Origin of the sequence: Glycomyces endophyticus (assembly GCF_039531525.1) — a bacterium.
GTDB lineage: Bacteria > Actinomycetota > Actinomycetes > Mycobacteriales > Micromonosporaceae > Glycomyces > Glycomyces endophyticus.
In genome coordinates this window covers 97,255-121,335 of record NZ_BAAAQF010000004.1, presented here as the reverse complement: position 1 = coordinate 121,335, position 24,081 = coordinate 97,255, and the positions used below count along the sequence as shown (strand labels likewise).

The window sequence follows — 24,081 nt, the reverse complement described above, 5'->3', positions numbered from 1 at the left end:
AACCCTAGGCGCGGCCTCCGACACCGTGCCTGTCGCGGTTGTTCGAACGTCGCCTGCGCCGCAGCGCCGACCGCACCCGGTCGGACGTCCGCGCCGACCGCCGCGCCATGCGCGCGCTCTGCTCGGCCCGGTCCGCGCCGAACTTCGCGATCAGCGACGCCGGCCAGAGCCTCGCCCGGAACCGCACCCGCGCCTCGGCGGTCCGGTCCAGCTCGGCGGCCAGGTCGCGCAGCGCGTCGGCGAGCCCGGCGGGGTCGGCGCCCCGCGGGGAGTACCGGTGCAGCGCCATGGCCGAGCCCAGCGCCGACGCGGCGTCGCGCGCGCCCGGCGCGGCCGCCGCGAGGACGCCCGCGGCCTGCCGCGGCGTGTACGACTCCGGCACGGTCACCCCGTAGTCCCGGGCCAGGTCCATCGCCTCGTCCCAGGCGGTCGCCGCCGTCAGGGCCCCCGCGCGCAGCCGTCGCCGCCGCACCGCGCCGCGCCACAGCGCGGGCGCGAACGGCAGGGCCAGCAGCAGCAGGAGCGCGAACCACGCCGGGTGGAACGGCAGCGCCGCGTCGCCCGAGCCGCCGGACGCGTCCGTGCCGGGGGCCTCGGTCGCGCCCTCGCCGGGCGGCAGGGTCTGCCCGGAGGCGTCGGTCGGCCCCCCGGTCGGCTCCTCGGGGGAGATGTCGTTCTCGCTGGGCTCGTCGACCGGGTCGCCCTCCTCGGAGGGCTCGACCGCCCACGGGAAGGTCACGGAGCCGGAGACGCTCGCGGCCGGCGTCGGGTCGAACGTGACCCAGCCGGGCCCGTCGTAGTAGACCTCGACCCACGCGTGGTAGTCGTGACTGGTCAGGAGCCACTCGTTGCCGTCGAGGCGGGTGCCCTGGGAGAGGCCCACGACGACCCGCGCGGGCACGTCGGCCTCGCGGAGCATCCACGCCATCGCCGCGGCGTACTGCTGGCAGTAGCCCTTCCGGTTCTCCAGGAAGTCGATGATCGCCTCGTCGTTGCCCGCGTCCTCGGTCTCCAGCGAGTACGAGAAGCCGTTCGCGGTCGACAGGAACTCCTTGACCGCCAGGACCTTCTCGTGGACCGTCTCCTCCCCGGCGACCACGCCCGCGACGATCTCGCTCAGCTCGGGCACGTCCGGGTGCGACGTGTTCGCCTCCCACCGGTCGTCGCCCGGGTCCATGCCGCCCGCCGCCGCGAGCGTCTCCGCGTCCGGCGTCGGCTCGGAGTAGGTGAGCTCGTACGTGTCGACGTCGCCCATGTCGCTGCCGTCGCCGACGATGACGCCCGTGTCCGGGTCGATCCGCCAGTCGCCGGGGATGTCCAGCGACACCGGCTCCCCGTAGACCGGCACGACCGGCGCCTGGAGCTGCAGGTTCCGGATCTCCGCGGTGTAGACCGTCTCGCCGGCCCCGGGGAGCTCGTCGAGGCCCGCGGTCCCGTCGTACTCGTTCGGCGCGAAGCCGTCGCTGGAGAGCTCGTCGAGGACGTGCATCCGCAGGTACCGCGGGTTCGGGTCGTCGGTGGTCACCCGCAGGACGTCGACCTCCTCGGGCCGCGTCAGCGAGCCCGACAGCTGCGCCCACGGGTTGACGTCCCCCAGCCCGTACGACTCGCCGCCGCCGTCGATGCCGTCGGCGACGTTGTCGATGAGCCCGGACGTGTTCGCCGGCACCACGGTCAGCGCCAGCAGCGTCACCGCCACGAACCCGGCCGCCGACCAGCGCGCGGTCCGCGCCATCGGCGACGGGAACGACCGGCCGACCAGCTGCCCGGTCCCGGTGAACCGGTGCCCGAACGCCGAGACCCGCCGCAGGTTGTCGTCGCCGAGGATCCACAGGTACGCCACGGCCGGGAGGATGAACCAGAACCACGCGGTCGCGTCGGGCGCGACCGAGACCGGCACCAGGTACATCGTCAGGAGCGTCAGCCCCGCCAGGGCCGGCGTCCGCAGGCCCACCACGAACATGTCGTGCAGGATCGCCACGACGCCCACGCCGAGGATCGTCAGGAACATGATCCCGCCGGTGGCCTCGACCGGCGGTGCGTTCACGATGATCGCGCCCACGCCCTCCTGCGCCAGGGCCGCCCAGTGCTCGAACGTCGCCGGCAGCGGGACCACGAACAGCAGGCCCGTGCCGTCGCCGAACCCGGCGGTGAGCACCACCGTGAGCGCCGCCGCCATCGCGAGCGTCTGGAGGCCCTGCCCCCGGCCCGCCGCGCGCATCAGCGACGCCGCGGTCGCGATCATCGTGATCGTCAGCATCACCGGGAACGCCCACCCCAGGCCCTCGAAGATCCCGATCAGCGGGGTCAGCGTCAGGGCCAGGGTGGCGGCCGCGACGACGGTGGCGTGGCGCTGTCCGTTCATGCCAGGGTCCTCCACGCGCTCAAGCGGGTCCACACCCGGCGCAACTCGGTCCCGGCCACGACCGGGATCACCTGCCAGCCCGCGGACGCGAGCGTCGACAGCGCCTGCCCGTGCTGCTGCGCGAACACCTGCTCGCGCGGGTCCACGCGGCTGGACGCCGCCTTCGGGATCCACCGGACCGGGTCCACCACCAGCGCCGCGCAGTGCCCGCCGCGCCGCGCGAGGCGCGCCAGCGAGGCCGCCTCCTCCGGCGTCAGGTGCCCCAGGAACGCCACGATCCCCGACACCGAGCGGGCCCGCTGGGCCTTCTCGACCATCGCCGCGACCGGCGCCTCCGGGGCCGCGGCCACCGTCGCCAGATACCGCATCGCCGGGCCGTAGTCGCCCTGGCGGCACTCGAAGTCGCGGTGGGCGGTGACCAGCCACGGGTCGATCCCGTCGCGCGCCAGCCGCACCGTCGCCGACGCCGCCGCGTCCACCATCCACTCGAAGCTCGACAGCTCGCCGCGGTGCGCACCGCGCCGCACGTCCAGCAGGACCGCGGCGTTGTTCTCCCACGGCTGCTCCTCGCGGCGCACCATGAGCTGCCCGCGGTGCGCGCTGGCCTTCCAGTGGACGCGCCGCATGTCGTCGCCGTTGCGGTACTCGCGGACCGCGATGTCGTCGTTGCCGGTGATCGCCACCGTGTGCGACGCCGACTCGCCCGAGGACATGCCCGCGCCGCCCGGCAGCAGCAGGCTGCGCAGCGGCTGGATGCGCGGGGTCACGATGAGCTCGGTCGTCACCGGGAACTCCTGCACCGACACCGCCAGCCCGAACGGGTCGGAGGTGCGCACCGTCAGCGGCCCCAGCTCGTACGCGCCGCGCGAACCGGGCGTGATCGTGTAGTTGACGACGCTCCGCGCCCCCGGCGCGAGGCGCTCGAGCACCAGCCGCGGCCGGTTCCCAAGCCGGTACGGGATGCGGTCCTCCAGCATCAGCGCCGCCGGCCGGCTCCGCCCGATGTTCTGGATGCCCAGGCGCACCTGCGTGGCCTGCCCGGCCTCGACCTGCGCCGGGTTCAGCACCCGGTTCGACTCCAGCGACGGCCGCGTCCACCGCAGGACCATGAGGCCGCCCAGCGGCGCGATCGCGGCCAGGACGGCGGCGCGCAGCAGGTCGCCCTCGCCCACCGCCAGGGCGGTGAGGCCGACGACCACGCTCACCGCCAGCAGCGTCTTGCCGCGCCCGGTGAGCTCCACGCCTAGAACCTCCCCGGGTGCGACACCACCGGGACGTGCCTGAGGATGTCGGAGACGATCGCCTTCGTGTCGCCCCCGCCCATCGTGGTCTCCGTGGTCGGGATCAGCCGGTGCGCGAGCACCGGCACCGCCAGCTGCTGCACGTCGTCCGGCAGGGCGAAGTCGCGCCCGTCCATCGCCGCGAGCACCTGCGTGCACCGCAGCAGCTGGAGCGTCGCCCGCGGGCTCGCCCCCAGCCGGACCTGCGCGTTCGTGCGCGTCGCGCCGACCAGGTCCACCACGTACCGCTTCAGCTCCGGGGCCAGGTGCACCGCGCGCGCGGCCGCGATCATCCGCACGACCATCTCCGCGTCGGCGATCGGCCGCAGCGCGTCCAGCGGGTTGTACTCCTCGCGGCGGTCCAGCAGCGCCAGCTCCGCGTTGATGTCCGGGTACCCGATCGCCAGGCGCGCGGTGAACCGGTCGCGCTGCGCCTCCGGGAGCGGGTACGTCCCCTCCATCTCCACCGGGTTCTGGGTGGCGATGACCATGAACGGGCTCCGCAGCTTGTACGTGTTCCCGTCGACCGTGACCTGCCGCTCCTCCATGCATTCCAGGAGCGCGGCCTGCGTCTTCGGGCTCGCCCGGTTGATCTCGTCGCCCAGGATCAGGTTCCCGAAGATCGCGCCCGGCTTGAACACGAAGTCGCGCTTCTCGGGGTCGAAGATGCTCACGCCCGTCACGTCCGACGGCAGCAGGTCGGGCGTGAACTGGATGCGCCGCACCGAGCAGTCGATGGAGCGCGCGAGCGCCTTCGCCAGCTGCGTCTTGCCGACGCCCGGCACGTCCTCCAGCAGCAGGTGGCCCTCCGCCAGCATGACCGCCAGCGCGAGCTTGATCGTGTGCGACTTCCCCTCGATGACCCACTCGACGTTGGTCAGGATGGCCTCGGCCGTGGCCTTGAACTCCTGCGGCGACAGCGGAGCGGGACCCTGCCCCTGCGCCGTGCTCGGGAGCGGCATCGTGCCGTCGGGCTGCTCGGGGGACGACTCGAAGGTCAACGGTCCTCCTGGGGAGTCGGTGAGGTGGGTGTGCGGCGTGCGCCGGAACCGCCGCGTTCTGGCCATCCTACTCGGACCCGCCCAGACGGTATGTGCCGTGCCACCAGGGGACCGTTCGGCTACACTGGGCTCATGCCTCGGCGATTCGAGCTCCTTACCTAGCCGTGCGGGACAGATCCCAGCACGGCCACCCCAGCGTGTCTGGGGTTTTTTGCTGTCTAGGGTCAGTACCCAGCGAACGCCGACCGTACCCAGAGCCGCTTCAGGACACCAGGACGAGCCATGACCGAACCCGCACACCGCTACGACGCCAAGCTGGCCAACGAGATCGAACCGCGCTGGCAGGAGCGCTGGGAGGCCGAGCGGACCTTCCGCGCCCCGAACCCGGCCGGCGAGCTGGCCGAGCCGGGCCACCCGCGGTCCGGCGCCCCCAAGAAGTTCGTGATGGACATGTTCCCGTACCCGTCCGGCGCGGGCCTGCACGTCGGCCACCCGCTGGGGTACATCGCCACCGACGCCTACTCGCGGTACCTGCGCATGGCCGGGTACAACGTCCTGCACCCGCTGGGCTTCGACGCGTTCGGCCTGCCCACCGAGCAGTACGCCGTCGCCACGGGCCGCCAGCCCGCCGAGATCACCGCCGAGAACATCGACCGGTACCGCCGCCAGCTGCGCATGGTCGGCATGGGCTACGACACCCGCCGCGAGTTCGCGACCACCGACCCCGACTACTTCAAGTGGACGCAGTGGATCTTCCTGCAGATCTTCAACTCCTGGTACGACCCTGAGGCGGACGCCGCCCGGCCGATCGGTGAGCTGATCGCCGCGTTCGAGTCCGGTGCGCGCACCGTCCCCGGCGGCCGCGCCTGGTCCGAGCTGAGCGCCGTCGAGCGCCGCCGCGCGATCGACGACCACCGCCTGGCGTACGTCACCGAGGCCCCCGTCAACTGGTGCCCCGGCCTGGGCACCGTCCTGTCGAACGAGGAGGTCACCTCTGAGGGGCGCTCCGAGCGCGGCAACTTCCCGGTCTACACGCGCACCCTGAAGCAGTGGATGATGCGCATCACCGCGTACGCCGACCGGCTGCTGGCCGACCTGGACGGACTGGACTGGACCGAGTCTCTGAAGTCCATGCAGCGCAACTGGATCGGCAAGTCCACCGGGGCGTACGCCGACTTCGCGACCTACGCGGGGGACATCCGGGTCTTCACCACCCGCCCCGACACCCTGTTCGGCGCCACCTACATGGTCCTGGCCCCCGAGCACCCGCTGGTCGACGCCCTGACCGCCGAGACCTGGCCCGCGGACGTCCCCGCCGCGTGGACCGGCGGCCACGACACCCCCGCCGGGGCCGTCGCCGCCTACCGCGCCCAGGCCGCCGCCAAGACCGACGTCGAGCGCCAGGCCGACGCGAAGGAGAAGACCGGCGTCTTCACCGGCGGCCACGCCGTGAACCCGGTCAACGGCGCCACCGTGCCCGTCTTCATCGCCGACTACGTGCTGGCCGGGTACGGCACCGGCGCGATCATGGCCGTGCCCGCCCACGACGAGCGCGACTTCGACTTCGCGACCGCCTTCGACATCCCGATCGTCCAGGTCGTCGCCGGCGACGAGGAGTGGGACCGCACCAAGGCCTACACCGCCGACGGCACCGCCGTGAACTCCGACTTCCTGGACGGCCTGCGCGTCGCCGAGGCCAAGGACCGGATCATCGCCTGGCTGGCCGAGCACGGCCGCGGCGAGAAGGCCGTGACCTTCCGCCTGCGCGACTGGCTGTTCAGCCGCCAGCGCTACTGGGGCGAGCCCTTCCCGATCGTCTACGACGAGACCGGCCTGCCCGTGGCCCTGACCGAGGACCACCTGCCGGTCGAGCTGCCGCACCTGGACGACTTCTCGCCCAAGACCTTCGACCCCGAGGACGCCGACTCCGCCCCCGAGCCGCCCCTGGGCCGCGCCAAGGACTGGGTCGAGGTCGAGCTGGACCTGGGCGACGGCCCCAAGCAGTACCGCCGCGAGGTCAACACCATGCCCAACTGGGCCGGGTCCTCCTGGTACGAGCTGCGCTACACCGACCCCAAGGCCGCCGCGGTCCTGGCCGACCCCGCCAACGAGTCGTACTGGATGGGCCCGCAGGACGCCGAGGACGTCGGCGGCGTCGACCTGTACATCGGCGGCGTCGAGCACGCCGTCCTGCACCTGCTGTACGCCCGCTTCTGGCAGAAGGTCCTGTTCGACCTGGGCCACGTCTCCAGCCGCGAGCCGTTCCGCCGCCTGTTCAACCAGGGGTACATCCAGGCCTACGCCTACACCGACGACCGCGGCGTGTACGTCCCCGCCGAGGAGGTCGAGGAGCAGGCCGACGGCGTGTACACCTACAAGGGCGAGAAGGTGAACCGCGAGTACGGCAAGATGGGCAAGTCCCTGAAGAACGTCGTCACCCCGGACGAGGTCTGCGAGTCCTACGGCGCCGACACCTTCCGCGTCTACGAGATGTCGATGGGGCCCCTGGCCGAGTCCAAGCCCTGGGAGACCCGCGCCATCGTCGGCTCCCAGCGGTTCCTGCAGCGCCTGTGGCGCAACATCGTCGACGAGGAGACCGGCGAGACGACCGTCGCCGAGACCGCGCCGACCGAGGAGACGCTGCGCGAGATCCACAAGGCCGTCGCCGGGGTCCGCGAGGACTACGAGCACCTGCGCATGAACACCGCCGTCGCCAAGCTGATCACGCTGAACAACCACGTGACCGGCCTGAACCCGGTGCCGCGCGCCGCCGCCGAGGCCCTGGTCGCCATGGTCGCGCCGATCGCCCCCCACATCGCCGAGGAGCTGTGGGAGCGCCTGGGCCACACCGAGGGCATCGCCTACGTCGACTTCCCGGTCGCCGAGGAGCGGTACCTGGTCGAGGACACCGTGACCTACCCGGTCCAGATCAACGGCAAGGTCCGCGGCCGCGTCGAGGTCGCGGCCGGCGCCGCCGAGGACGTCGTCAAGGCCGCCGCGCTGGCCGAGGAGAAGGTCGCGGCGAACCTGGCCGGCAAGGACGTCAAGAAGGTCATCGTGGTGGCCGGCAAGATGGTCTCGATCGTCGCGAAGTAAAGCGGCGCAGACGAAGCGGAGGGCGCGGACCGCACGGTTCGCGCCCTCCGGCGTCGCACCTCACGGACCTGCCGCGCGATAGTATTGACCAACATCTATGTGAACGCTAAGCTGTGCTCACCTCGCTGGGAGCGCTCCGCCCCCGCGGGCCCACCCTTTCGTACAGCCTCGTTCCCTCACGGCGCGGCACCACCATGAGGAGCTATTCGTGCTGCTTAACCGCAAACGGCGCCGGGCGGTGATCGCGGGGGTCGTCACCGTCGCGACCGCCGCGCTCGGCCTCGGACTCTCGACCCAGTTCGCCAGCGCCCAGACCACCCTGCGCGGCGCTGCGGACGGGCTCAACAAGGACATCGGCGTCGCCGTCAGCTACAACCTGCTCCAGAACAACGCCCAGTACCGCAACCTCGTCGCGACCGAGTTCAACTCGCTCACCGCCGAGAACGCGATGAAGTGGGACGCGACCGAGCCCAGCGACGGGAACTACACCTTCACCCAGGCCGACGCGATCGTCGACTTCGCCGAGGACAACGGCCAGTCCGTCCACGGCCACACCTTCGTGTGGCACCAGCAGACCCCGTCGTGGGTGCAGAACCTCTCCGGCACGGCCCTGCAGACCGCGATGATCGAACACATCAACACCGTGGCCAACCGCTACGAGGGGCGCGTGGCCTCCTGGGACGTGGTCAACGAGGTCGTCAGCGACTCGAACGGCGCCATGCGCGACTCGTTCTGGCTCCGCGGCCTCGGCGAGGGGTACATCACCACCGCGTTCCAGACCGCCCGCGCGGCCGACCCGAACGCCGACCTCTACATCAACGACTACTCGATCGAGGGCGACAACGCCAAGTCCGACCGGATCTACACGATCGCGCAGGGGCTGGTCAACCAGGGCCTGCTCGACGGCGTCGGCTTCCAGGCGCACCTGATCCTCGGCCAGGTGCCGGGCGACATGGAGGCGAACCTCCAGCGCTTCGTCGACCTGGGCCTGAAGGTCCGCATCACCGAGCTCGACGTGCGCATCCAGACCCCGGCGGACGCCGGCGAGCTCCAGCAGCAGGCCAACGACTACCGGCGCGTGGCCGAGATCTGCGCCGAGCTGGCCGACTGCTCCGGCGTCACCGTGTGGGGCGTGCGCGACGGCGACTCGTGGGTGCCCGGGGTCTTCCCCGGCTACGGCGCCCCGCTGCTGTTCAACGACGACCTCTCCAAGAAGCCGGCCTACAACGCGGTGCTCGAGGCCCTCGGCGGCGGCGGCTCCGGCGAGCCGACCACCACCCCCGTCACCACCTCGCCGCCGCCCACCGGCTCCGGCTGCACCGCGACCCTCTCGGTCCAGAGCCCCTGGAACACCGGGGCGACGTACTCGGGGACGGTGCGGGCCAACCAGAACCTCACCGGCTGGACGGTGACGTGGACGTGGCCGGGCTCCGAGCGGATCTCGAACGCCTGGAGCCTCCAGGGGAACCTCACCGGGGCGACGGTGACCGGCTCGAACGCCTCCTATAACGGCACGGTCGCCTCCGGCCAGACCACGACCTTCGGCTTCAACATCACCAAGGCGAACGGGTCCACGGCCTCGGTGCCGACGGTGACCTGCACGCCCGCCTGATCCCGGATCGGGCCCCACGACTCCACTCCCTTCGCAGAAAGAGGCCGGGGCCCGGGCGCGTCAGCGCCCGGGCCCCGGCTGCGTCGCGGGCCGGCCTCAGCCGAGCTCGGCCTGGAACATCCAGCTCTGCTTCTCGAGCTCGGCGGTGATGCCGATGAGCAGGTCCTGGGAGACGGGGTCGGCCGACTCGGTGGTCTCGATGCGCTCGCGCATGTTCGCGATGACGGCCGTGTAGGCGTCGATCATCAGCGAGACGACCTCCGTGTCGGAGATGGTGCCGTCGTGGATCTTGGGGACCGACGAGGTCTCGGCGACGGTGCCCGCGCGCCCGTCGGCGCTGACGCCGATCGCTATCGCCCGCTCGGCCACGAGGTCGGCGGCGTTGCGCGCCGACAGCACGATCTCGTCGAGCTGGAGGTGGAGCGAGCGGAAGTTCTTGCCGTAGACGTTCCAGTGCGCCTGCTTGCCCACCAGGGACAGGTCGATCAGGTCCACGAGCGCGCCCTGGAGCGCCTTCGCGGTCGTGTCGCGGTTCTCGTCGGTGAGGCTGGAGCGGACGGTCGACATATCGGTGCACCTCGCAGAGTTCCGGCTGGGTCATTGGCGATCGTAGTCGTACCCGGCCCGTTCGGGGCCAAACTCGCCCGGTCGGGCCCCGGCCGGGGGAAGATGCGGAGGGTCACCTCCCCGGGTCGCAATTTGTTGGGCTAGTCGATAAACTAATGCGTACCGTGCCGCCCGCGGCCCGGCGCACGCCGTCCGCACCCTGAACGAGCAGGAGCAACGAATGCCTTACCGCCCGCCGCTGGTCGCCCGCGAGTTCTTCGTCGCCGACCCCCCGGAGCTGCCCCAGCGCGCCAACGGCGAGCAGGGCCTCTCGGCCGTCACGAGCGCCGAGGTCGTCACGACCGGTGCCGACTTCGCCCTGCTCAAGGCCCGGACGAGCGCCGGCGAGGAGCTGTACGTCGCCCTCGCGGTCGCCGGCGAGGGCGTCATCGGCGCCCGCCTCGCGGCCGACCCGGCCGCCCGCCCGGCCGCCGAGAAGATCATCGAGCTCGTCCACCCCGGCGACTTCGCCGGCGCGAAGGTCACCGTCGACGACGGCACCGTCGTCGTCGACGCCGGCGCCGTGCGCGCGGTCGCGACCCTCGACGCCTGGTCCCTGACGTACACCGACGCCGCCGGGAAGACCCTCGTCGCCCAGAACCCCGGCGAGGAGGACATCTCCGGGCGCCTGCGCACCCTCCCGTTCGGACGCTCCCTCGTCGACGGCGAGCCCGTCGCCTACCACGAGTCGTTCACCGCCGCCCCCGACGAGGCCTACGCCGGCTTCGGGGAGCGCTTCGCCCCGCTCAACGCCCGCGGCCAGCGCCCCCTGATGTGGAACTTCGACGCGTTCGGCTCCGAGTCGATCCGCGCGTACAAGAACGTGCCGATCTACGTCTCGGACCGCGGCTACGGGATCCTCGTCAACTCGGGCGCCCCCGTCGAGTTCGACATGGCCCAGCAGACCCACGCGGCCGTCGAGATCATCGTCCCCGACGAGGTCCTGGAGTACTTCGTCATCGCCGGCACCCCCGTCGAGGTCCTCGACCGCTTCGACGGCCTCACCTCCCGCCCCTCCCTGCCCCCCAAGTGGGCCTTCGGCACCTGGATCTCCTCGGGCTTCTTCGTGGACAACGAGGAGCGGGTCCTGGAGCGGGCCAAGAAGATCCGCGAGCGCGGCATCCCCTGCGACGTGCTCCACCTCGACACGTTCTGGCAGCACGAGCCGCACTGGTCGGACATGCGGTGGGACCGCGAGAACTTCCCGGACCCGGAGCGGATGCTCGCCGAGCTGGCCGAGCAGGGCTTCAAGGTCTGCCTGTGGATGAACTCCTACATCTCCCACAAGTCCCCGGTCTTCGCCGAGGGCGACGAGCGCGGCTACTTCCTGCGCGACGCCAAGGGCGAGACCTACGTCGCCGACGTCTGGCACGGCTCCCACGAGGCGTCGGGCATCGTCGACTTCACCAACCCGGACGCCGTCGAGTGGTGGAAGGAGCTGCTGCGCGGCCCCCTCCTGGCCGGCGCGGCCCTCTACAAGACCGACTTCGCCGAGGGCGTGCCCGCGGACGCCGTGGCGTTCAACGGCATGACCGGCACCGAGCTGCACAATGTCTACACCCTGCTCTACAACGACGCGGTCGTCGACGTGACCCGCGAGGTCAACGGGCACGAGCTGGTGTGGGCCCGCTCCTCGTTCCTCGGCGGGCAGCGCCACTCCGCCCAGTGGTCCGGCGACGTCCAGACCACCTGGGCCGGCCTCGGCGGCACCATCCGCGGCGGCCTCTCGCACGGCCTGTCGGGCGTCCCGTTCTGGTCCCACGACACCGGCGGCTTCAACGGCACGCCCACCGACGACCTGTACGTGCGCTGGGCCCAGTTCGGCGCGCTCTCCCCGCTGCTGCGCTACCACGGCACCACCACCCGCGAGCTGTGGGAGTTCTCCGAGGAGGCCGAGCGCCTGGCCGTGGAGTCCCTGAAGCTCCGCTACTCGCTGGCGCCGTACCTGTACACCGCCGCCGTCACGGCCTCGCGCACCGGCGAGCCGGTGCTGCGCGCCCTCAACGTCGACGACCCGGCCGACCCGGTCTCGTGGACCGCCGACCAGGAGTTCCGCCTCGGCGCCGACCTCCTCGTCGCGCCCGTCAACGACCCGTCCGGCGAGCGCCGCGTCTACCTGCCCCGGGGCCGGTGGATCGACTTCTGGACCAAGGAGGTCCACGAGGGCGGCCGCTTCATCGACACCAAGCACGACCTGGAGACCTTCCCGGTGTTCGTGCGCTACGGCGCGGTCATCCCGCGCGTCGCGCCCGGCGCGACGATCGGCGACGAGCCGTTCGCGGGCATCACCCTCGAGGTGTGGGGCGCCCCGGAGGAGGGGATCACGATCAGCGACGTCGACGGCGACACCACCGTCTCGCTCGAAAAAGTTTCTGAAACTTCGGTGACCCTGGTTTCGACCGGCCCGGCCGACATCGCTAATGTGAGCGTCATCGATGTTGCGGGGAAGCCCGCGAATGTGGAGCTGGAGCGTAAGTAGATGACCCTGGTGGCCGGAGTCGACTCATCGACGCAGTCGACGAAAGTGTTGTTGGTCGAAGCCGAGACCGGCGAGATCGTCGACTCCGGTCGCGCCTCCCACCCGGACGGCACCGAGTGCCCGCCCGAGGCGTGGTGGGAGGCCCTCCAGGAGGCCGGCGCCGGCCTCCTGGAGCGCGCCGACGCCGTGGCCGTCGCCGGGCAGCAGCACGGCATGGTCGCGCTCGACGCCGACGACCAGGTCGTCCGCCCCGCCCTGCTGTGGAACGACACCCGCTCGGCCCCCCAGGCCGAGCGCCTCACCGACGCGCACGGCGGCCCCGGCGCGTGGGCCGCCGACACCGGCCTCGTGCTCGCCGCCTCGTTCACCGCGACCAAGCTCGCCTGGCTCGCCGAGCACGAGCCCGAGCACGCGGCGAAAACCGTTTCGGTCATGCTCCCGCACGACTGGCTCACCATGCGGCTCCGCGGCGCGACCGCCGCCGAGGCCACGACCGACCGCTCCGACGCCTCCGGCACCGGCTACTGGTCCCCGCGCACCGGCGCCTACGTCCCCGAGCGCCTCGTCCAGGCCTTCGGCCGCGAACTCGCGCTCCCGCGGGTCGCGGCCCCGAACGAGACCGTCGGCCGCACCGCCTGGGGCGCCGCCGTGGCGCCCGGCACCGGCGACAACGCCGGCGCCGCGCTCGGCCTGGGCCTCGGGCCCGGCGACGTCGCCGTCTCGCTCGGCACCTCCGGCACCGTCTTCGGCGTCTCCGAGGTCCCCGCGAACGACCCCTCCGGGCTCGTGGCCGGGTTCGCCGACGCCACCGGCCGGTACCTGCCGCTGGTCTGCACCCTGAACGCGGCCCGCGTCCTCGACACGTTCCGTACGCTCCTCGGTGTGGACCACGCCGAGTTCGACGCGCTCGCCCTGTCCGCCGCGCCCGGCTCCGGGGGCCTCACCCTCCTGCCCTACCTCGACGGCGAGCGCACCCCCGCCCGCCCGAGCGCGACCGGGGTCCTCTCGGGGATCACCACCGGCGCGACCAGGGCCGACCTCGCCCGCGCCGCCGTCGAGGGGATGCTCTCGGCCCAGGCCGACGGCCTCGCCGCGATGGCCGCCCAGGGCCTGGAGGCCTCCCGGGTCCTCCTCATCGGCGGCGCCGCCGCCTCCGAAGCCGTCCGCCGGATCGCCCCCGCCGTGTTCGGCGTCGACGTGGAAATCCCTCCCGCGGCCGAGTACGTGGCCCTCGGCGCCGCCCGCCAGGCGGCGTGGGCCCTGTCCGGCCGCGAGCACCCGCCGCAGTGGCAGCACGGGGACACGGAGCGGCTCACCGGCACCGCCTCCGCCGTGACCCGGCAGTACGCGACCCTGAGGAACGAGACCGCCTCATGGGACAAGCACCAGTAGCAAAGGAACTGTGATCATGACCGACAAGTACGCACCGGTGCCCGAGGACAAGTTCTCCTTCGGCATCTGGACGGTCGGCTGGGCGGCTCAGGACGTGTTCGGCTCGGCCACCCGCGCCCCGATGGCCGCCGACCGCGCCGTGCGCGAACTCGCCGAGATCGGCGCCTACGGCGTCAACTTCCACGACAACGACGTCTTCGACTTCGACGCCTCCGAGGCCGACCGCGACGCGAAGATCGGCGCCTTCAAGAAGGCCCTCGACGAGACCGGGCTCAAGGTCACCACCGCGACCACGAACCTGTTCGGCCACCCGATCTTCAAGGACGGCGGCTTCACCCACAACGACCGCGACGTCCGCCGCTTCGCCATCAGCAAGGTCATGCGCAACATCGACCTCGCCGCCGAGCTCGGGGCCGAGATCTACGTGGCGTGGGGCGGGCGCGAAGGCGCCGAGTCCGGCGGCTCCAAGGACATCCAGTCCGCGATGGCCCGCATGAAGGAGGCCTTCGACACCCTCGGCGACTACGTCGTCGAGCAGGGCTACGACCTCCGCTTCGCCATCGAGCCCAAGCCGAACGAGCCCCGCGGCAACATCCTGCTGCCGACCCTCGGCCACGCCCTCGCGTTCATCAACGAACTCGAGCGCCCCGAGCTCACCGGCATCAACCCGGAGATCGGGCACGAGGAGATGGCCGGCCTCGACTACGCCGCCGGCATCCGCCAGGCCCTGTGGCACGGCAAGCTCTACCACATCGACCTCAACGGCCAGACCGGCCCGCGCTACGACCAGGACCTGCGCTTCGGCGCCGGGAACGTCGGCGGCGCCTTCTGGACCGTCGACGCCGTCGAGGAGGGCATCGCCAAGGGCCAGTACACCGGCCCCATCCACTTCGACTTCAAGCCCCCGCGCACCGAGGACGACAAGGGCGTGTGGGTCTCTGCCGCCGCCTGCATGCGCAACTACAAGATCCTCCAGGCCAAGGTCAAGGCGTTCCGCGCCGACCCCGAGGTCCAGGAGGCCCTCAAGGCCGCCCGCGTCGACCAGCTCGCCGTCCCCACCTTGAGCGAGGGCGAGACCTGGGCCGACCTCAAGGACGTCGAGGTCGACGTCGACGCCCTCGCCGCCAAGGGCATGGCCTTCGAGGCGCTCGACCAGCTCGCGCTGGAGCACCTCTACGGCGTGCGCTAGCGGGAGCAGTCCGCATCACGGGGCCCGGAGGCATACGCCTCCGGGCCCCGTTCATCGATATCGATCCTGCGCCCGCCGATATGTCGAGAAGTATTTCTCGCCGGTACCGACACGCCGGCGCGAAAGCTATGATCGAAGTCGGCCGACTCGTACGGTCAGGGGGTGACAACGATGACCCGGACAGTGATCAACCTCGACGACGACCTCGTGGCCAAGGCCAGCGAGATCTTCGGGACGACCACCAAGGTGGCGACCGTCAACGCCGCGCTCAAGGAAGCGGTGGACCGGCGCGGCCGGCAGGACTTCCTCGACTGGCTCGAGCAGGGCGGTCTGCCCGACCTCGGCGACGAGGAGATTCGGGCGAGCGCGTGGCAGTAGCCGGCTACCTGGTCGACAACAGCGTCTTCGCAAGGCAGCGGAAACCGGCGGTCGCCGCAAGGCTCGGCCCGCTCTCGCAGCAGGGGCAGCTCGCCCTGTGCGGGGTGGTCAAGGCGGAGATCCAGGTGAGCGTCAGAGGCGAGGAGGAGCTGGCCTTCCTGCAGTGGTCCTTCGACCGTTTCGAGCATCTCCCCATGCCCGACGACGTCTGGGATCGCGTCCTCGACGTGCAGCGGGAACTTGTGAAGCGGTCGCTCCACCGCAGTGTCAAGATCCCCGATCTGCTGGTGGCGGCCACCGCCGAGCGCCATCGTGTGCGAGTGCTCCATTACGACCGGGACTTCGACCACATCGCCGAGGTCACCGGTCAGGCGACCGAGTGGGTCGTCCCGGCGGGCGAAGCCGACTGAGCGAGGCACGGAACAGGGCCCGGAGCAGCAGCTCCGGGCCCTGTTCGCAACCCCACACCCATCAGTAGGATCTGCGCCTCGCGGCGCTGTCACCCTCAGGAGGATTCGATTTCCCCTTGGCCCGAACACTACGGACGGGCCCTCCGCGGTCCCGGTGAGAACCATGAGAGGTTCATTGGAACGGGCCGCTAGCGCCGGACCGGCAGGGTCGGGGCCGGCAGGTCGGGGGCGGCGCCCAGTTCGCGCTGCCAGATGCCCACGCCGTGCCAGGCGCCGTGCTTGAACCCGGCGTCGCGGATGCTCCCCAGGAGCGCGAACCCGAACCGCTCGTGCAGCGCCTCGCTGCCGGGGTTGGGCTGCGTGATCTGGGCCATCGCGGAGCGGAAGCCCTGCTCCTCGAGGCGCTTGAGCAGCTCGCCGTAGAGGAGCGAGCCGATGCCGAGGCCCTGGTGGGCGGGGGAGACGTAGACCGTGGACTCCGCGGTCCACGCGTACGCCTGCTTCGGGCGCCACGGCCCCGCGTACGCCACGCCCGCGACGGCGCCGCCGGCCTCCGCGACGAGGTACGGGTAGCGCTCCGCGCCGGCGTGGAGCTGCTCGGCCCACTCCTCGACCGAGTACGGCTCGGTCCGGAAGTTGCTGCTCGACTCGGCGATGTAGTGGTTCACGATCGCGCAGATCGCGGGCACGTCCTCGACCTGCGCGAACCGCACGGACACGGTGTCACTGCTGCTCATGGCCGAAGCCTATCCAGCGGCGCCGCCGGTGCCCCTGTTCGTTCCCGCAGTCCGGGCGCCCGCCACACGGGCGCTCGCCACACCCGCCGTCACCAGACGGTCGAGGGCCGCCACGCCACCATCGAGGGCCGCAGGCCGCCGGTCGCCCGGAAGTCCTCCACGGCCCGCGCCAGCGAGCTCAGGGCGATGTGCGCGTCGGGCGGGAAGACGCTCGCGGTGTCCATGTCGCGGTAGAGCCGGATCTGCGGCGCCCAGCCCGCGTCCGAGTACGACACCCACGCGCCCGGGCCGTAGTCCTCGCCGCCGGGACCGTAGTACGAGAGGGCCCCGACCTCGGTCTCGCGGTCGGCGATGATCTTCAGGCCGTGGTCGGGCCGCCCGCCGGGCTCGTAGCCGGGCCGGTCGCGCACCAGCGCCGTCGCCACCTGCACCAGGTCGGCGGCGACGATCGTCGCGACCGCGGCCGCGACCCCGTCCGGGTCGTACGCGAGGAGGATCTGCGTGCCGTGGTCCCTGGTCTGGAGCCTGAACTCGGCGCAGTGTCCGGCGACGTGCGCGCCCGCGGGGCCAGCGCTCATGGGAGGCGCTCCTTCCGGGACAGGAGAGGCAGGCGGGCGGGACTGTGAATCGTGTTGGTAGTCGACTCGGATCGCCATGGCGGACACCGGACCTCAGATTGTCGGAGTTTGTGAACGACAGTACGTGCGCCGTCAGGCGGTTTGTTCGATCAGTCGGGAAGTTGACAGAAAAGCACTGATATGCCGTGACAACCTGTCCATGCAAGAAATAGATTCCACTCAGGAGCGGCACCCCTCGCCCCGGACCGGACCGGCTCCCCGCCCCGCGCCCGCGCGCGGCAAGATAGACCCATGCGAGTCGACCTGCTGGGGCCCCTGCGGATCACCGGCGACGACGGGGACGAGATCCCCGTCCCGGCCGGCCGCCAGCGCGCCCTCCTGGCCCGACTCGCCCTCGAACCCGGCCGGCACGTCACCGCCGCCGCCCTCATCGAGTCCCTCTGGCCCGACGAGGCGCCCGCCAACGCCGCCGGCGCCCTCCACACCCAGCTCTCCCGCCTCCGCCGCGTCCTCGGCGACCGGGTCGTCCACGGCCCCGGCGGCTACCGGCTCACCCACGTCGACACCGATGTGGAGGAATTCGAAAGGATTGCGGCCCAAGCCGAAGCGGCCTCCAGAGAGGACTCGCCGAGTGCCGTCCGCGACCTCGCCGAGCAGGCCCTCGCCCTCTGGCGCGGCACCGCGCTCCCCGACCTCGAACCCGGCGCCGCGACCGTGCGCCTCGACGTGCGCCGCGAGGCCGTCGCGGCCCTCCACGTCGAGGCCCGGCTGCGCCTCGACGGCGCCGAGGCGGTCCTCGCCGACCTCGCCGCCCGCCACGCCGCCGACCCCCTCGGCGAGCCCGACGCCGCCCGCTACATGCGGGCCCTCGCCGCCTCCGGCCGCCGGGCCGAGGCGCTCGCGGTCTACGAGGCCGTCCGCGCCAAGCTCGCCGACGACCTCGGCGTCGACCCCTCGCCGGTCCTCGGCGAAGCCCACCTGGACGTGCTGCGCGGCGTCGAGCCCGTCGTGCCCGCCGCCCGCACCGACCACCTCCCGCAGCCCCTCAACCCCTGCATCGGGCGCGACGACGAGCTCGCCGAGCTGCCCGCGCTCCTCGAACGCCACCGGCTCGTGACCCTCACCGGCCCCGGCGGCACCGGCAAGACCCGCCTCGCCGTCGAGGCCGCGCACCGGCTCGCCGCCGCCGGGCAGGCCGTGCGCGTGGTCGAGCTCGCGCCCGTCGTCGACCCCGGGAAGCTCCCCGAGGTCGTCCTCGACGCCCTCGGCCACGGTGAGTCCGTCGCGGCCCGCCGCGGCGACGACCCCGCGACCCGCCTCGGCGAGGCCCTATGGGGTCGCGACCTCGTGCTCGTCGCCGACAACTGCGAGCACCTCGTGGAGGCCGCCGCCCGCCTCTTCGCCCGCCTCCTCGACCGCGTGCCCACGCTCCGGGTCATCGCCACCAGCCGCGAGGCCCTCGGCATCCCCGGCGAGACCGTCGTCGGCGTCGGCCCGCTCCCGCTGCCGGACCGCGACGCGCCCCTGGACGAGCTCCGCGCCCACGCCGCGGTCCGCCTGTTCGAGGAGCGCGCCCGCCAGAGCGATCCGGCCTTCGCCGTCCGCGCCGCCAACGCCGCCGCCGTCGTCGACGTCTGCACCGCCCTCGACGGCCTCCCGCTCGCGATCGAACTCGCCGCGGCCCGCCTGCGCGCCTTGAGCATCGACGACCTCGCCGCGCGCCTCGGCGACCGCTTCGCGCTCCTGGCGCGCGGCCCCCGCACCGCCGAGCCGCGCCAGCGGACCCTCCGCGCCGTCGTCGACTGGAGCTGGGACCTCCTCGACCCCCGCGAGCGCGCCGTCCTCGCGCGCATGTCGGTCTTCAACGGCACGGCCGACCTGGAGGCCGCGTGCGCGGTCTGCTCGGCCGACGCCGACGACATCGCGGGCCTGGTCGAGAAGTCCCTGGTGCAGCTCGTGCCCGGCGGCCGGTACCGGCTCCTGGAGACCGTCCGCGAGTACGCGGCGGCGCGCCTGGCCGAGGCGGGGGAGACCGCCGAGCGGTACGAGCGCCACGCCGAGCACTACGCCGACCTCGCCGCGGCCGCCGAGCCGCACCTGATGCGCGCCGAGCAGGTCGAGTGGCTCGAGCGCCTCGCGCTCGACCACGGCAACTTCACCGCCGCGATCCGGCGCATGATCGCCGCCGGGAACGCGCCCCTCGCGCACCGCGCGGTCTCGCCCCTGGCCTGGTACTGGTGGATGCGCGGCCACCGCATCGAGGGGCAGGAGCTCGCCGACGAGGTCCGCCTCATGCCCGGCGAGGTCTCGCCGGCGCAGCGGGCCGGCATCGTGCTGGCCGGCACCTGGGGCCTGTGGTCGGGCTGGCTCGACCCGGCCGAGGTCGACGCCCGCTTCGCGCGGGCGCAGGAGCTGTGCGAGGAGCACGACCTCTACGAGGGGGACCCGCTGCTGCACATGATCCCGATCCTCCGGGCGCTGCTCGCCGACGACGAGGCCGGGCTGCGGGCGCTGCTGGCGGCCCTCGACCCCGAGCGCGACGCGTGGATCCGCGGGATCGCGCTGCTGTTCACGTCCGAGTACTCCGAGCGGGCGCACGGCCCGGACGCCGCGCTCGCCGACCTCGCCGAGGCCAACCGGATCTTCGCGAAGCTGGGGGAGCGGTTCGGGCTCATCATCACGCTCCAGGGCCTGGCCGCGGCGCGCATGGCCGACGGCGACTACCCCGGGGCCCGCGCGCTGCTGGTGCGGGCGCTCGCCGCGGAGGCGGAGTTCGGGGCCGACCTCGCCGACTCGGTGATCGCGGAGTTCCTGTGGCGCCTGGACGCCAGGTACGGCGACGACCCGGCCGCGATCCTGGAGCGGATGCGGGAGGTCGCCGCGCGCGCCGAGCGGGTGGGGAACGCGGAGAACGTCGTCGCGGCCCGCACCTCGGCGTCGATCTGCCTGCGCCGCCTGGGACGGCAGGAGGAGGCCTTGCAGGAGCTGCTGCTCGGCGAGGCCGACCTGCCGCAGTTCCTCGAGTTCGCGGAGGTCTCGGTGCACCTGTACCGCGAGCTCGCCGACTTCGCGCGCGAGCACGGCGACCCGGACCTGGAGGCCCGGGCCGCCGCGATGCTCAAGGACTCGAACTGGCCGTTCAGCTCGTGAGGCGCCTGCGGTAGGCCCGCAGCGAGAGCGGCACGAACACCGCCAGGATCGCCGCGCACCAGCCGAGGAGCGCGAGCGTCTCGCCGCCGGGCGCCTCCCCCGCGAGGAGCACCCGCATGGTGTCGGCGAGGGCGGTGAGCGGGTTGACGCGGGCCCACCACTGGACCGGCTCGGGCAGCGTCTCGATCTCCACGAACATCGTGGAGGTGTACGCCAGCGGCATGAGGAGGCTGACCATCCAGGTCTGGATCTGCTCCTCGGACTTCGCGGTCAGGCCCACCAGGACCATCGACCACGAGCAGGCCGAGAGGAACAGCACCACGACGACCGCGGTGGCGGCGACGCCGGTCCACCCGCCGTCGGCCCGGTAGCCGATCGCGAACGCGACGGCGCCGACGATGAGCAGCGCCCACAGGTGCTTGACCATGTCGGCGGCGACCCGCCCGGCAAGGAGCGCGAACCGCGACACCGGCATGGCCGAGAGGCGGTCGAACACGCCGGTCTTCAGGTCCGCGAACAGGCTGAGCCCGGTCGAGACGATCGCGAAGAACAGGCCCATCGCGATGAGCGTCGGCCCCGCGTAGTCGAGGAACGCCTGCCAGGTCCCCATCATCTGCCCGCCCATGAAGAAGGTGATGGACAGCAGGATCATCATGGGGATCATGAGGTAGTCCACGAGCTGCGCGGGCTGGTTCCGCACGGACGCGAGCGACCGCGCGGTCATCGAGGCGGCCTGCGCGAGCGGGCCCCTCGTGGTGGTCCAGGTCGTGGTGGTCATGCCGCCACCTCCTCCTTCTGCTCGGCGCCGGACCGGGTCCGGTGCCCGGTCAGGGTCAGGAACACCTCGTCGAGGGTCGGCTCGTGGAGCCCGAACGAGGCCAGGTCGGCCCCGGCCTGCACGACCCGGGCCATGACCGCGGTGGCCTCGCCGGGGTGCGCGACCGGGACGGCGACCTCGTCGTGCTCGATGCGCGGCGCGGCCCCGACGGACCGGTCCGCGAGGTCGGCGAGCTGCGCCAGGGACTCGGGCCGCGCCGGGCGCATCCGCAGCACCAGGCCGCCGACGGCCTGCTTGAGCTGCGAGGGCGATCCCGAGGCGATGACCCGGCCCTGGTCGACGACGGCGATGGCGTCGGCGAGCTGGTCGGCCTCCTCCAGGTACTGGGTGGTCAGCAGGACCGTGGTGCCCTGGGCGACGAGCTCGCGGACGACCTCCCACAGGCCGGTCCGGCTGGTCGGATCGAGCCCGGTCGTCGGCTCGTCGAGGACGAGGACCTCGGGGCGGCGCACGATCGACGCGGCCAGGTCGAGGCGGCGGCGCATCCCGCCGGAGTACCCGCCCGCGGGCCGGGTCGCGGCGTGGGCGAGCTCGAAGCGCTCGATGAGCTCGTGCGCGCGGGCCCTGGCCTGGCGCCGCGAGGCCCCGAGGAGCCGGGCGACGAGGACGAGGTTCTGCTCGCCGGTGAGGCCGGCGTCGAGCCCCGCGTACTGGCCGGTGAGGCTCAGGCGCTCGCGCACCTGCGGGGCGTCGGCGACGACGTCGAGCCCGAGGACCCGCGCCGTCCCGGCGTCGGGGCGGGTGAGCGTCGACAGGACGCGCACGGCCGTGGTCTTCCCGGCCCCGTTGGGGCCGAGGAGCCCCAGCACGGTGCCCGGGGCCGCGCCGAGGTCGACGCCGTCGAGGGCGCGGACCTCGCCGTAGGACTTCACCAGCCCCCGGACTTCGATCGCGAATTTCATGAGAGGCGCCTTTCCAGCGTGTCGGTGGGTGTGGGACCAGCTTGGCGCCCTTGCCTTTCACGCCCCTTTCACCGCGCTTTCACGCCCCCCGGGGCACGTGAAAGGGCCGCCTCCGGAGTCCGGAGGCGGCCCTGTCGACGCGTGGTCCTAGCCCTTGATGGCGCCGGTGATGATCGCCTTCGTGAAGTGCTTCTGGATGAACGGGTACATGATGACGATCGGGACGATCGTGCAGACCACGACGGCCATCTTGAGCGCGGCGTCCGGGGCGGCCTCGGCGGCCTGGTACTGGCCGAGGTCGGCGCCGGGGATGCCCTGCGTGGACATGAGCATCCGCTGGAGCACGACCTGGATCGGCTGGGTCTCCAGGCCCGGGGTGTACAGCACCGCCGAGAAGTAGATGTTCCAGTAGCCGACGGCGTAGAACAGCGCGATGACGGCGAGGATCGCCTTCGACATCGGCAGCACGACCCGGAAGAGGATGCGGAACTCGCCCGCGCCGTCCATCTTCGCGGCGTCGATGAGCTCGTTCGGCACGCTGTTCATGAAGAACGAGCGGAGCACGATCAGGTTGAACGCGTTGAGCGCCATCGGCAGGATCAGCGACCAGTACGTGTCGAGCAGGCCGAGCTTCTGCACCACGATGTAGCTGGGGTACATGCCTGGTCCGAACAGGAACGTGAAGAGCACCAGCATGAGCAGCGGCCGGTGCAGCAGCGACCCTGGGCGCGAGAGCCCGTAGGCCGCGCCGATCGTGAGGACCATGCTGAGGAGGGTGCCGCCCGCGGTCAGGCCGAGGGTCAGCAGCAGCGACTTGGTGAGCGCGCCGCCGTTGAAGATCTCCTCGTACGCGCGGAGGCTCACCTCGGTCGGGATGAGCAGCAGGTTGCCGCCGGCGCGCGAGAGCGCCTCCTCGCTCGCGAAGCTGGTGGCGACGACCGCCCAGATCGGGACGACGATGGCCGCGGCGTAGCAGACGAGGAACAGCGCCTTGGTGGCCTTGCCGAACCAGGAGGGCTCCTCGTCCCAGACGGGGCGGGCGTTCTTGCGGCGCTTGGCCGGAGTGATGAGCGCGGTCATGACTTCTGGTAGATCCCTTGCTCTCCGAGGCGGTGCGCGACGTTGTTGGCGACGAGGACCAGGACCAGGCCGATGACGCCCTTGAACAGGCCCGCCGCGGTGCCGAAGGAGGGGCCCTCGGTGCCGATGACGCTGCGGTAGTAGACGAAGGTGTCGAGCACCTCGGTGGTCTGCGAGCCGATGGCGTCGCGCTGGAGCTGGTACTGCTCGAAGCCGACGTTGAGGATGCCGCCGATGTGGAGGATGAGCAGCAGCACGATCACGGGCCGGATGCCCGGCAGCGTGATGTGCCACATGCGCCGCCACCGGTTCGCGCCGTCCACGGCCGCGGCCTCGTAGAGGCTCGGGTTGATCGACGCGAGCGCCGCCAGGAAGATGATCATCCCCCAGCCGGCGTCCTTCCAGGACCACTGGAGCCAGGCGAGGAACGTGAACGTGTCCGGGTCGGACATGATGTCGAGCCGGTCGCCGCCGAAGCCGAGGAGCCAGTTGGAGACCAGGCCGTCGGAGCCGAGGACCTGCACGAAGACGGTGACGACGAGGACCCAGGAGAAGAAGTACGGCAGGTACACGATCGACTGGAAGACGCTGCGCAGCCTGGTGGAGACGACGCTGTGCATGATGAGCGCCAGCGCGATCGACAGCGGGAACAGGAACAGCAGGTTGGCGAACGAGAACTTCAGCGTGTTCAGCAGCGCGGGCGTGAAGTACGGGTTGGCGAACAGGCGCTCGAACCACGCGAAGCCGACGAACGGGTTCTCCCAGAACGGCCGGAACGTCTTGTAGTCCATGAACGCGATGATGTTCCAGGACGAGGGCCAGTAGAAGAACACCGCGAGCTGCGACAGCGCCGGCAGTGTCATCAGGAGCAGGGGCCAGTCGTGGCGGAGCCGCTGCCCCGCCGTGCGCTTGCGCCGCAGCGGGGGCCGGGCCGCGGACCGCCCCTCCGCCGGGGGCGCTGAGGTCTGTAGTGCTGCCATCGCTTGTG

Annotated in this window: 18 protein-coding genes; 8 read left to right on the top strand and 10 right to left on the bottom strand. The window is 72.1% G+C overall.

Translation table 11 applies throughout. The features are described from left to right. Positions 1-4 precede the first annotated feature (4 nt). The 3 genes from ABD419_RS03745 to ABD419_RS03735 are packed head-to-tail and all read right to left on the bottom strand — an operon-like array spanning position 5 to position 4,607. Entirely contained in the window at positions 5-2,365 is a 2,361-nt protein-coding gene (locus ABD419_RS03745) for a transglutaminase TgpA family protein (protein ID WP_344481904.1), read from the bottom strand. Then, the gene (locus tag ABD419_RS03740) at positions 2,362-3,606 is read right to left on the bottom strand and encodes a DUF58 domain-containing protein (RefSeq protein WP_344481901.1); all 1,245 of its coding nucleotides are present in this window, start codon (positions 3,604-3,606) and stop codon (positions 2,362-2,364) included. The genes ABD419_RS03745 and ABD419_RS03740 overlap by 4 nt, the downstream gene beginning before the upstream one ends. A 2-nt stretch (positions 3,607-3,608) precedes the next feature. Next, entirely contained in the window at positions 3,609-4,607 is a 999-nt protein-coding gene (locus ABD419_RS03735; RefSeq protein ID WP_344483415.1) for an AAA family ATPase, read from the bottom strand. A 321-nt stretch (positions 4,608-4,928) separates the two neighbouring features. On the opposite strand from ABD419_RS03735, the gene leuS reads away from it, so the two are divergent. Together leuS and ABD419_RS03725 are read left to right on the top strand one after the other, a co-directional pair. Beyond that, positions 4,929-7,742 (top strand): leucine--tRNA ligase, encoded by a 2,814-nt coding sequence (gene leuS, locus ABD419_RS03730; protein WP_344481898.1) that lies wholly within the window; start codon positions 4,929-4,931, stop codon positions 7,740-7,742. 208 nt (positions 7,743-7,950) lie between these two features. Further along, on the top strand, positions 7,951-9,354 hold the full coding sequence (locus ABD419_RS03725; protein WP_344481895.1) for an endo-1,4-beta-xylanase: 1,404 nt from the start codon (positions 7,951-7,953) through the stop codon (positions 9,352-9,354). Between the two features lie 96 nt (positions 9,355-9,450). Here the strand turns inward: ABD419_RS03725 and ABD419_RS03720 are convergent, their stop codons facing one another. Continuing rightward, complete coding sequence (locus ABD419_RS03720; RefSeq protein WP_344481893.1) at positions 9,451-9,921, bottom strand: Dps family protein; 471 nt, start codon at positions 9,919-9,921, stop codon at positions 9,451-9,453. 220 nt (positions 9,922-10,141) lie between these two features. Here ABD419_RS03720 and ABD419_RS03715 point away from each other — a divergent pair, with 220 nt between their 5' ends. From ABD419_RS03715 to ABD419_RS03695, 5 genes are all read left to right on the top strand, one after another. Beyond that, positions 10,142-12,439 (top strand): TIM-barrel domain-containing protein, encoded by a 2,298-nt coding sequence (locus tag ABD419_RS03715; protein WP_344481890.1) that lies wholly within the window; start codon positions 10,142-10,144, stop codon positions 12,437-12,439. Beyond that, positions 12,440-13,831 (top strand): xylulokinase, encoded by a 1,392-nt coding sequence (gene xylB, locus ABD419_RS03710; RefSeq protein WP_344481887.1) that lies wholly within the window; start codon positions 12,440-12,442, stop codon positions 13,829-13,831. A gap of 16 nt (positions 13,832-13,847) precedes the next feature. Beyond that, positions 13,848-15,020 carry a xylose isomerase gene (gene xylA, locus ABD419_RS03705; RefSeq protein ID WP_344481884.1) on the top strand — a complete coding sequence of 391 codons (1,173 nt, stop codon included), beginning with the start codon at positions 13,848-13,850 and terminating at the stop codon, positions 15,018-15,020. Positions 15,021-15,191: 171 nt separating this feature from the next. Beyond that, the gene (locus ABD419_RS03700) at positions 15,192-15,398 is read left to right on the top strand and encodes a type II toxin-antitoxin system VapB family antitoxin (protein ID WP_344481881.1); all 207 of its coding nucleotides are present in this window, start codon (positions 15,192-15,194) and stop codon (positions 15,396-15,398) included. Further along, positions 15,389-15,808: a PIN domain nuclease gene (locus tag ABD419_RS03695; RefSeq protein WP_344481879.1), complete on the top strand. Its 420-nt coding sequence runs from the start codon at positions 15,389-15,391 to the stop codon at positions 15,806-15,808. The genes ABD419_RS03700 and ABD419_RS03695 overlap by 10 nt, the downstream gene beginning before the upstream one ends. Positions 15,809-15,996: 188 nt before the next feature. Here the strand turns inward: ABD419_RS03695 and ABD419_RS03690 are convergent, their stop codons facing one another. Together ABD419_RS03690 and ABD419_RS03685 are read right to left on the bottom strand one after the other, a co-directional pair. After that, on the bottom strand, positions 15,997-16,545 hold the full coding sequence (locus tag ABD419_RS03690) for a GNAT family N-acetyltransferase (RefSeq protein WP_344481877.1): 549 nt from the start codon (positions 16,543-16,545) through the stop codon (positions 15,997-15,999). 89 nt (positions 16,546-16,634) lie between these two features. Then, complete coding sequence (locus ABD419_RS03685) at positions 16,635-17,123, bottom strand: Imm1 family immunity protein (protein ID WP_344481875.1); 489 nt, start codon at positions 17,121-17,123, stop codon at positions 16,635-16,637. A gap of 291 nt (positions 17,124-17,414) precedes the next feature. On the opposite strand from ABD419_RS03685, the gene ABD419_RS03680 reads away from it, so the two are divergent. After that, positions 17,415-20,273 carry an AfsR/SARP family transcriptional regulator gene (locus ABD419_RS03680; RefSeq protein WP_344481874.1) on the top strand — a complete coding sequence of 953 codons (2,859 nt, stop codon included), beginning with the start codon at positions 17,415-17,417 and terminating at the stop codon, positions 20,271-20,273. Here the strand turns inward: ABD419_RS03680 and ABD419_RS03675 are convergent. From ABD419_RS03675 to ABD419_RS03660, 4 genes are all read right to left on the bottom strand, one after another. Beyond that, positions 20,263-21,051, bottom strand: coding sequence for an ABC transporter permease (locus ABD419_RS03675; RefSeq protein WP_344481871.1), 789 nt, complete (start codon positions 21,049-21,051; stop codon positions 20,263-20,265). The two genes, ABD419_RS03680 and ABD419_RS03675, sit on opposite strands and share 11 nt — an antisense overlap. Then, on the bottom strand, positions 21,048-22,013 hold the full coding sequence (locus ABD419_RS03670; protein WP_344481868.1) for an ATP-binding cassette domain-containing protein: 966 nt from the start codon (positions 22,011-22,013) through the stop codon (positions 21,048-21,050). Before ABD419_RS03670 ends, ABD419_RS03675 begins: the two co-directional genes overlap by 4 nt. A 147-nt stretch (positions 22,014-22,160) precedes the next feature. After that, on the bottom strand, positions 22,161-23,093 hold the full coding sequence (locus ABD419_RS03665) for a carbohydrate ABC transporter permease (protein WP_344481865.1): 933 nt from the start codon (positions 23,091-23,093) through the stop codon (positions 22,161-22,163). After that, positions 23,090-24,073 (bottom strand): ABC transporter permease, encoded by a 984-nt coding sequence (locus tag ABD419_RS03660; RefSeq protein WP_344481861.1) that lies wholly within the window; start codon positions 24,071-24,073, stop codon positions 23,090-23,092. Before ABD419_RS03660 ends, ABD419_RS03665 begins: the two co-directional genes overlap by 4 nt. Positions 24,074-24,081 lie beyond the last annotated feature (8 nt).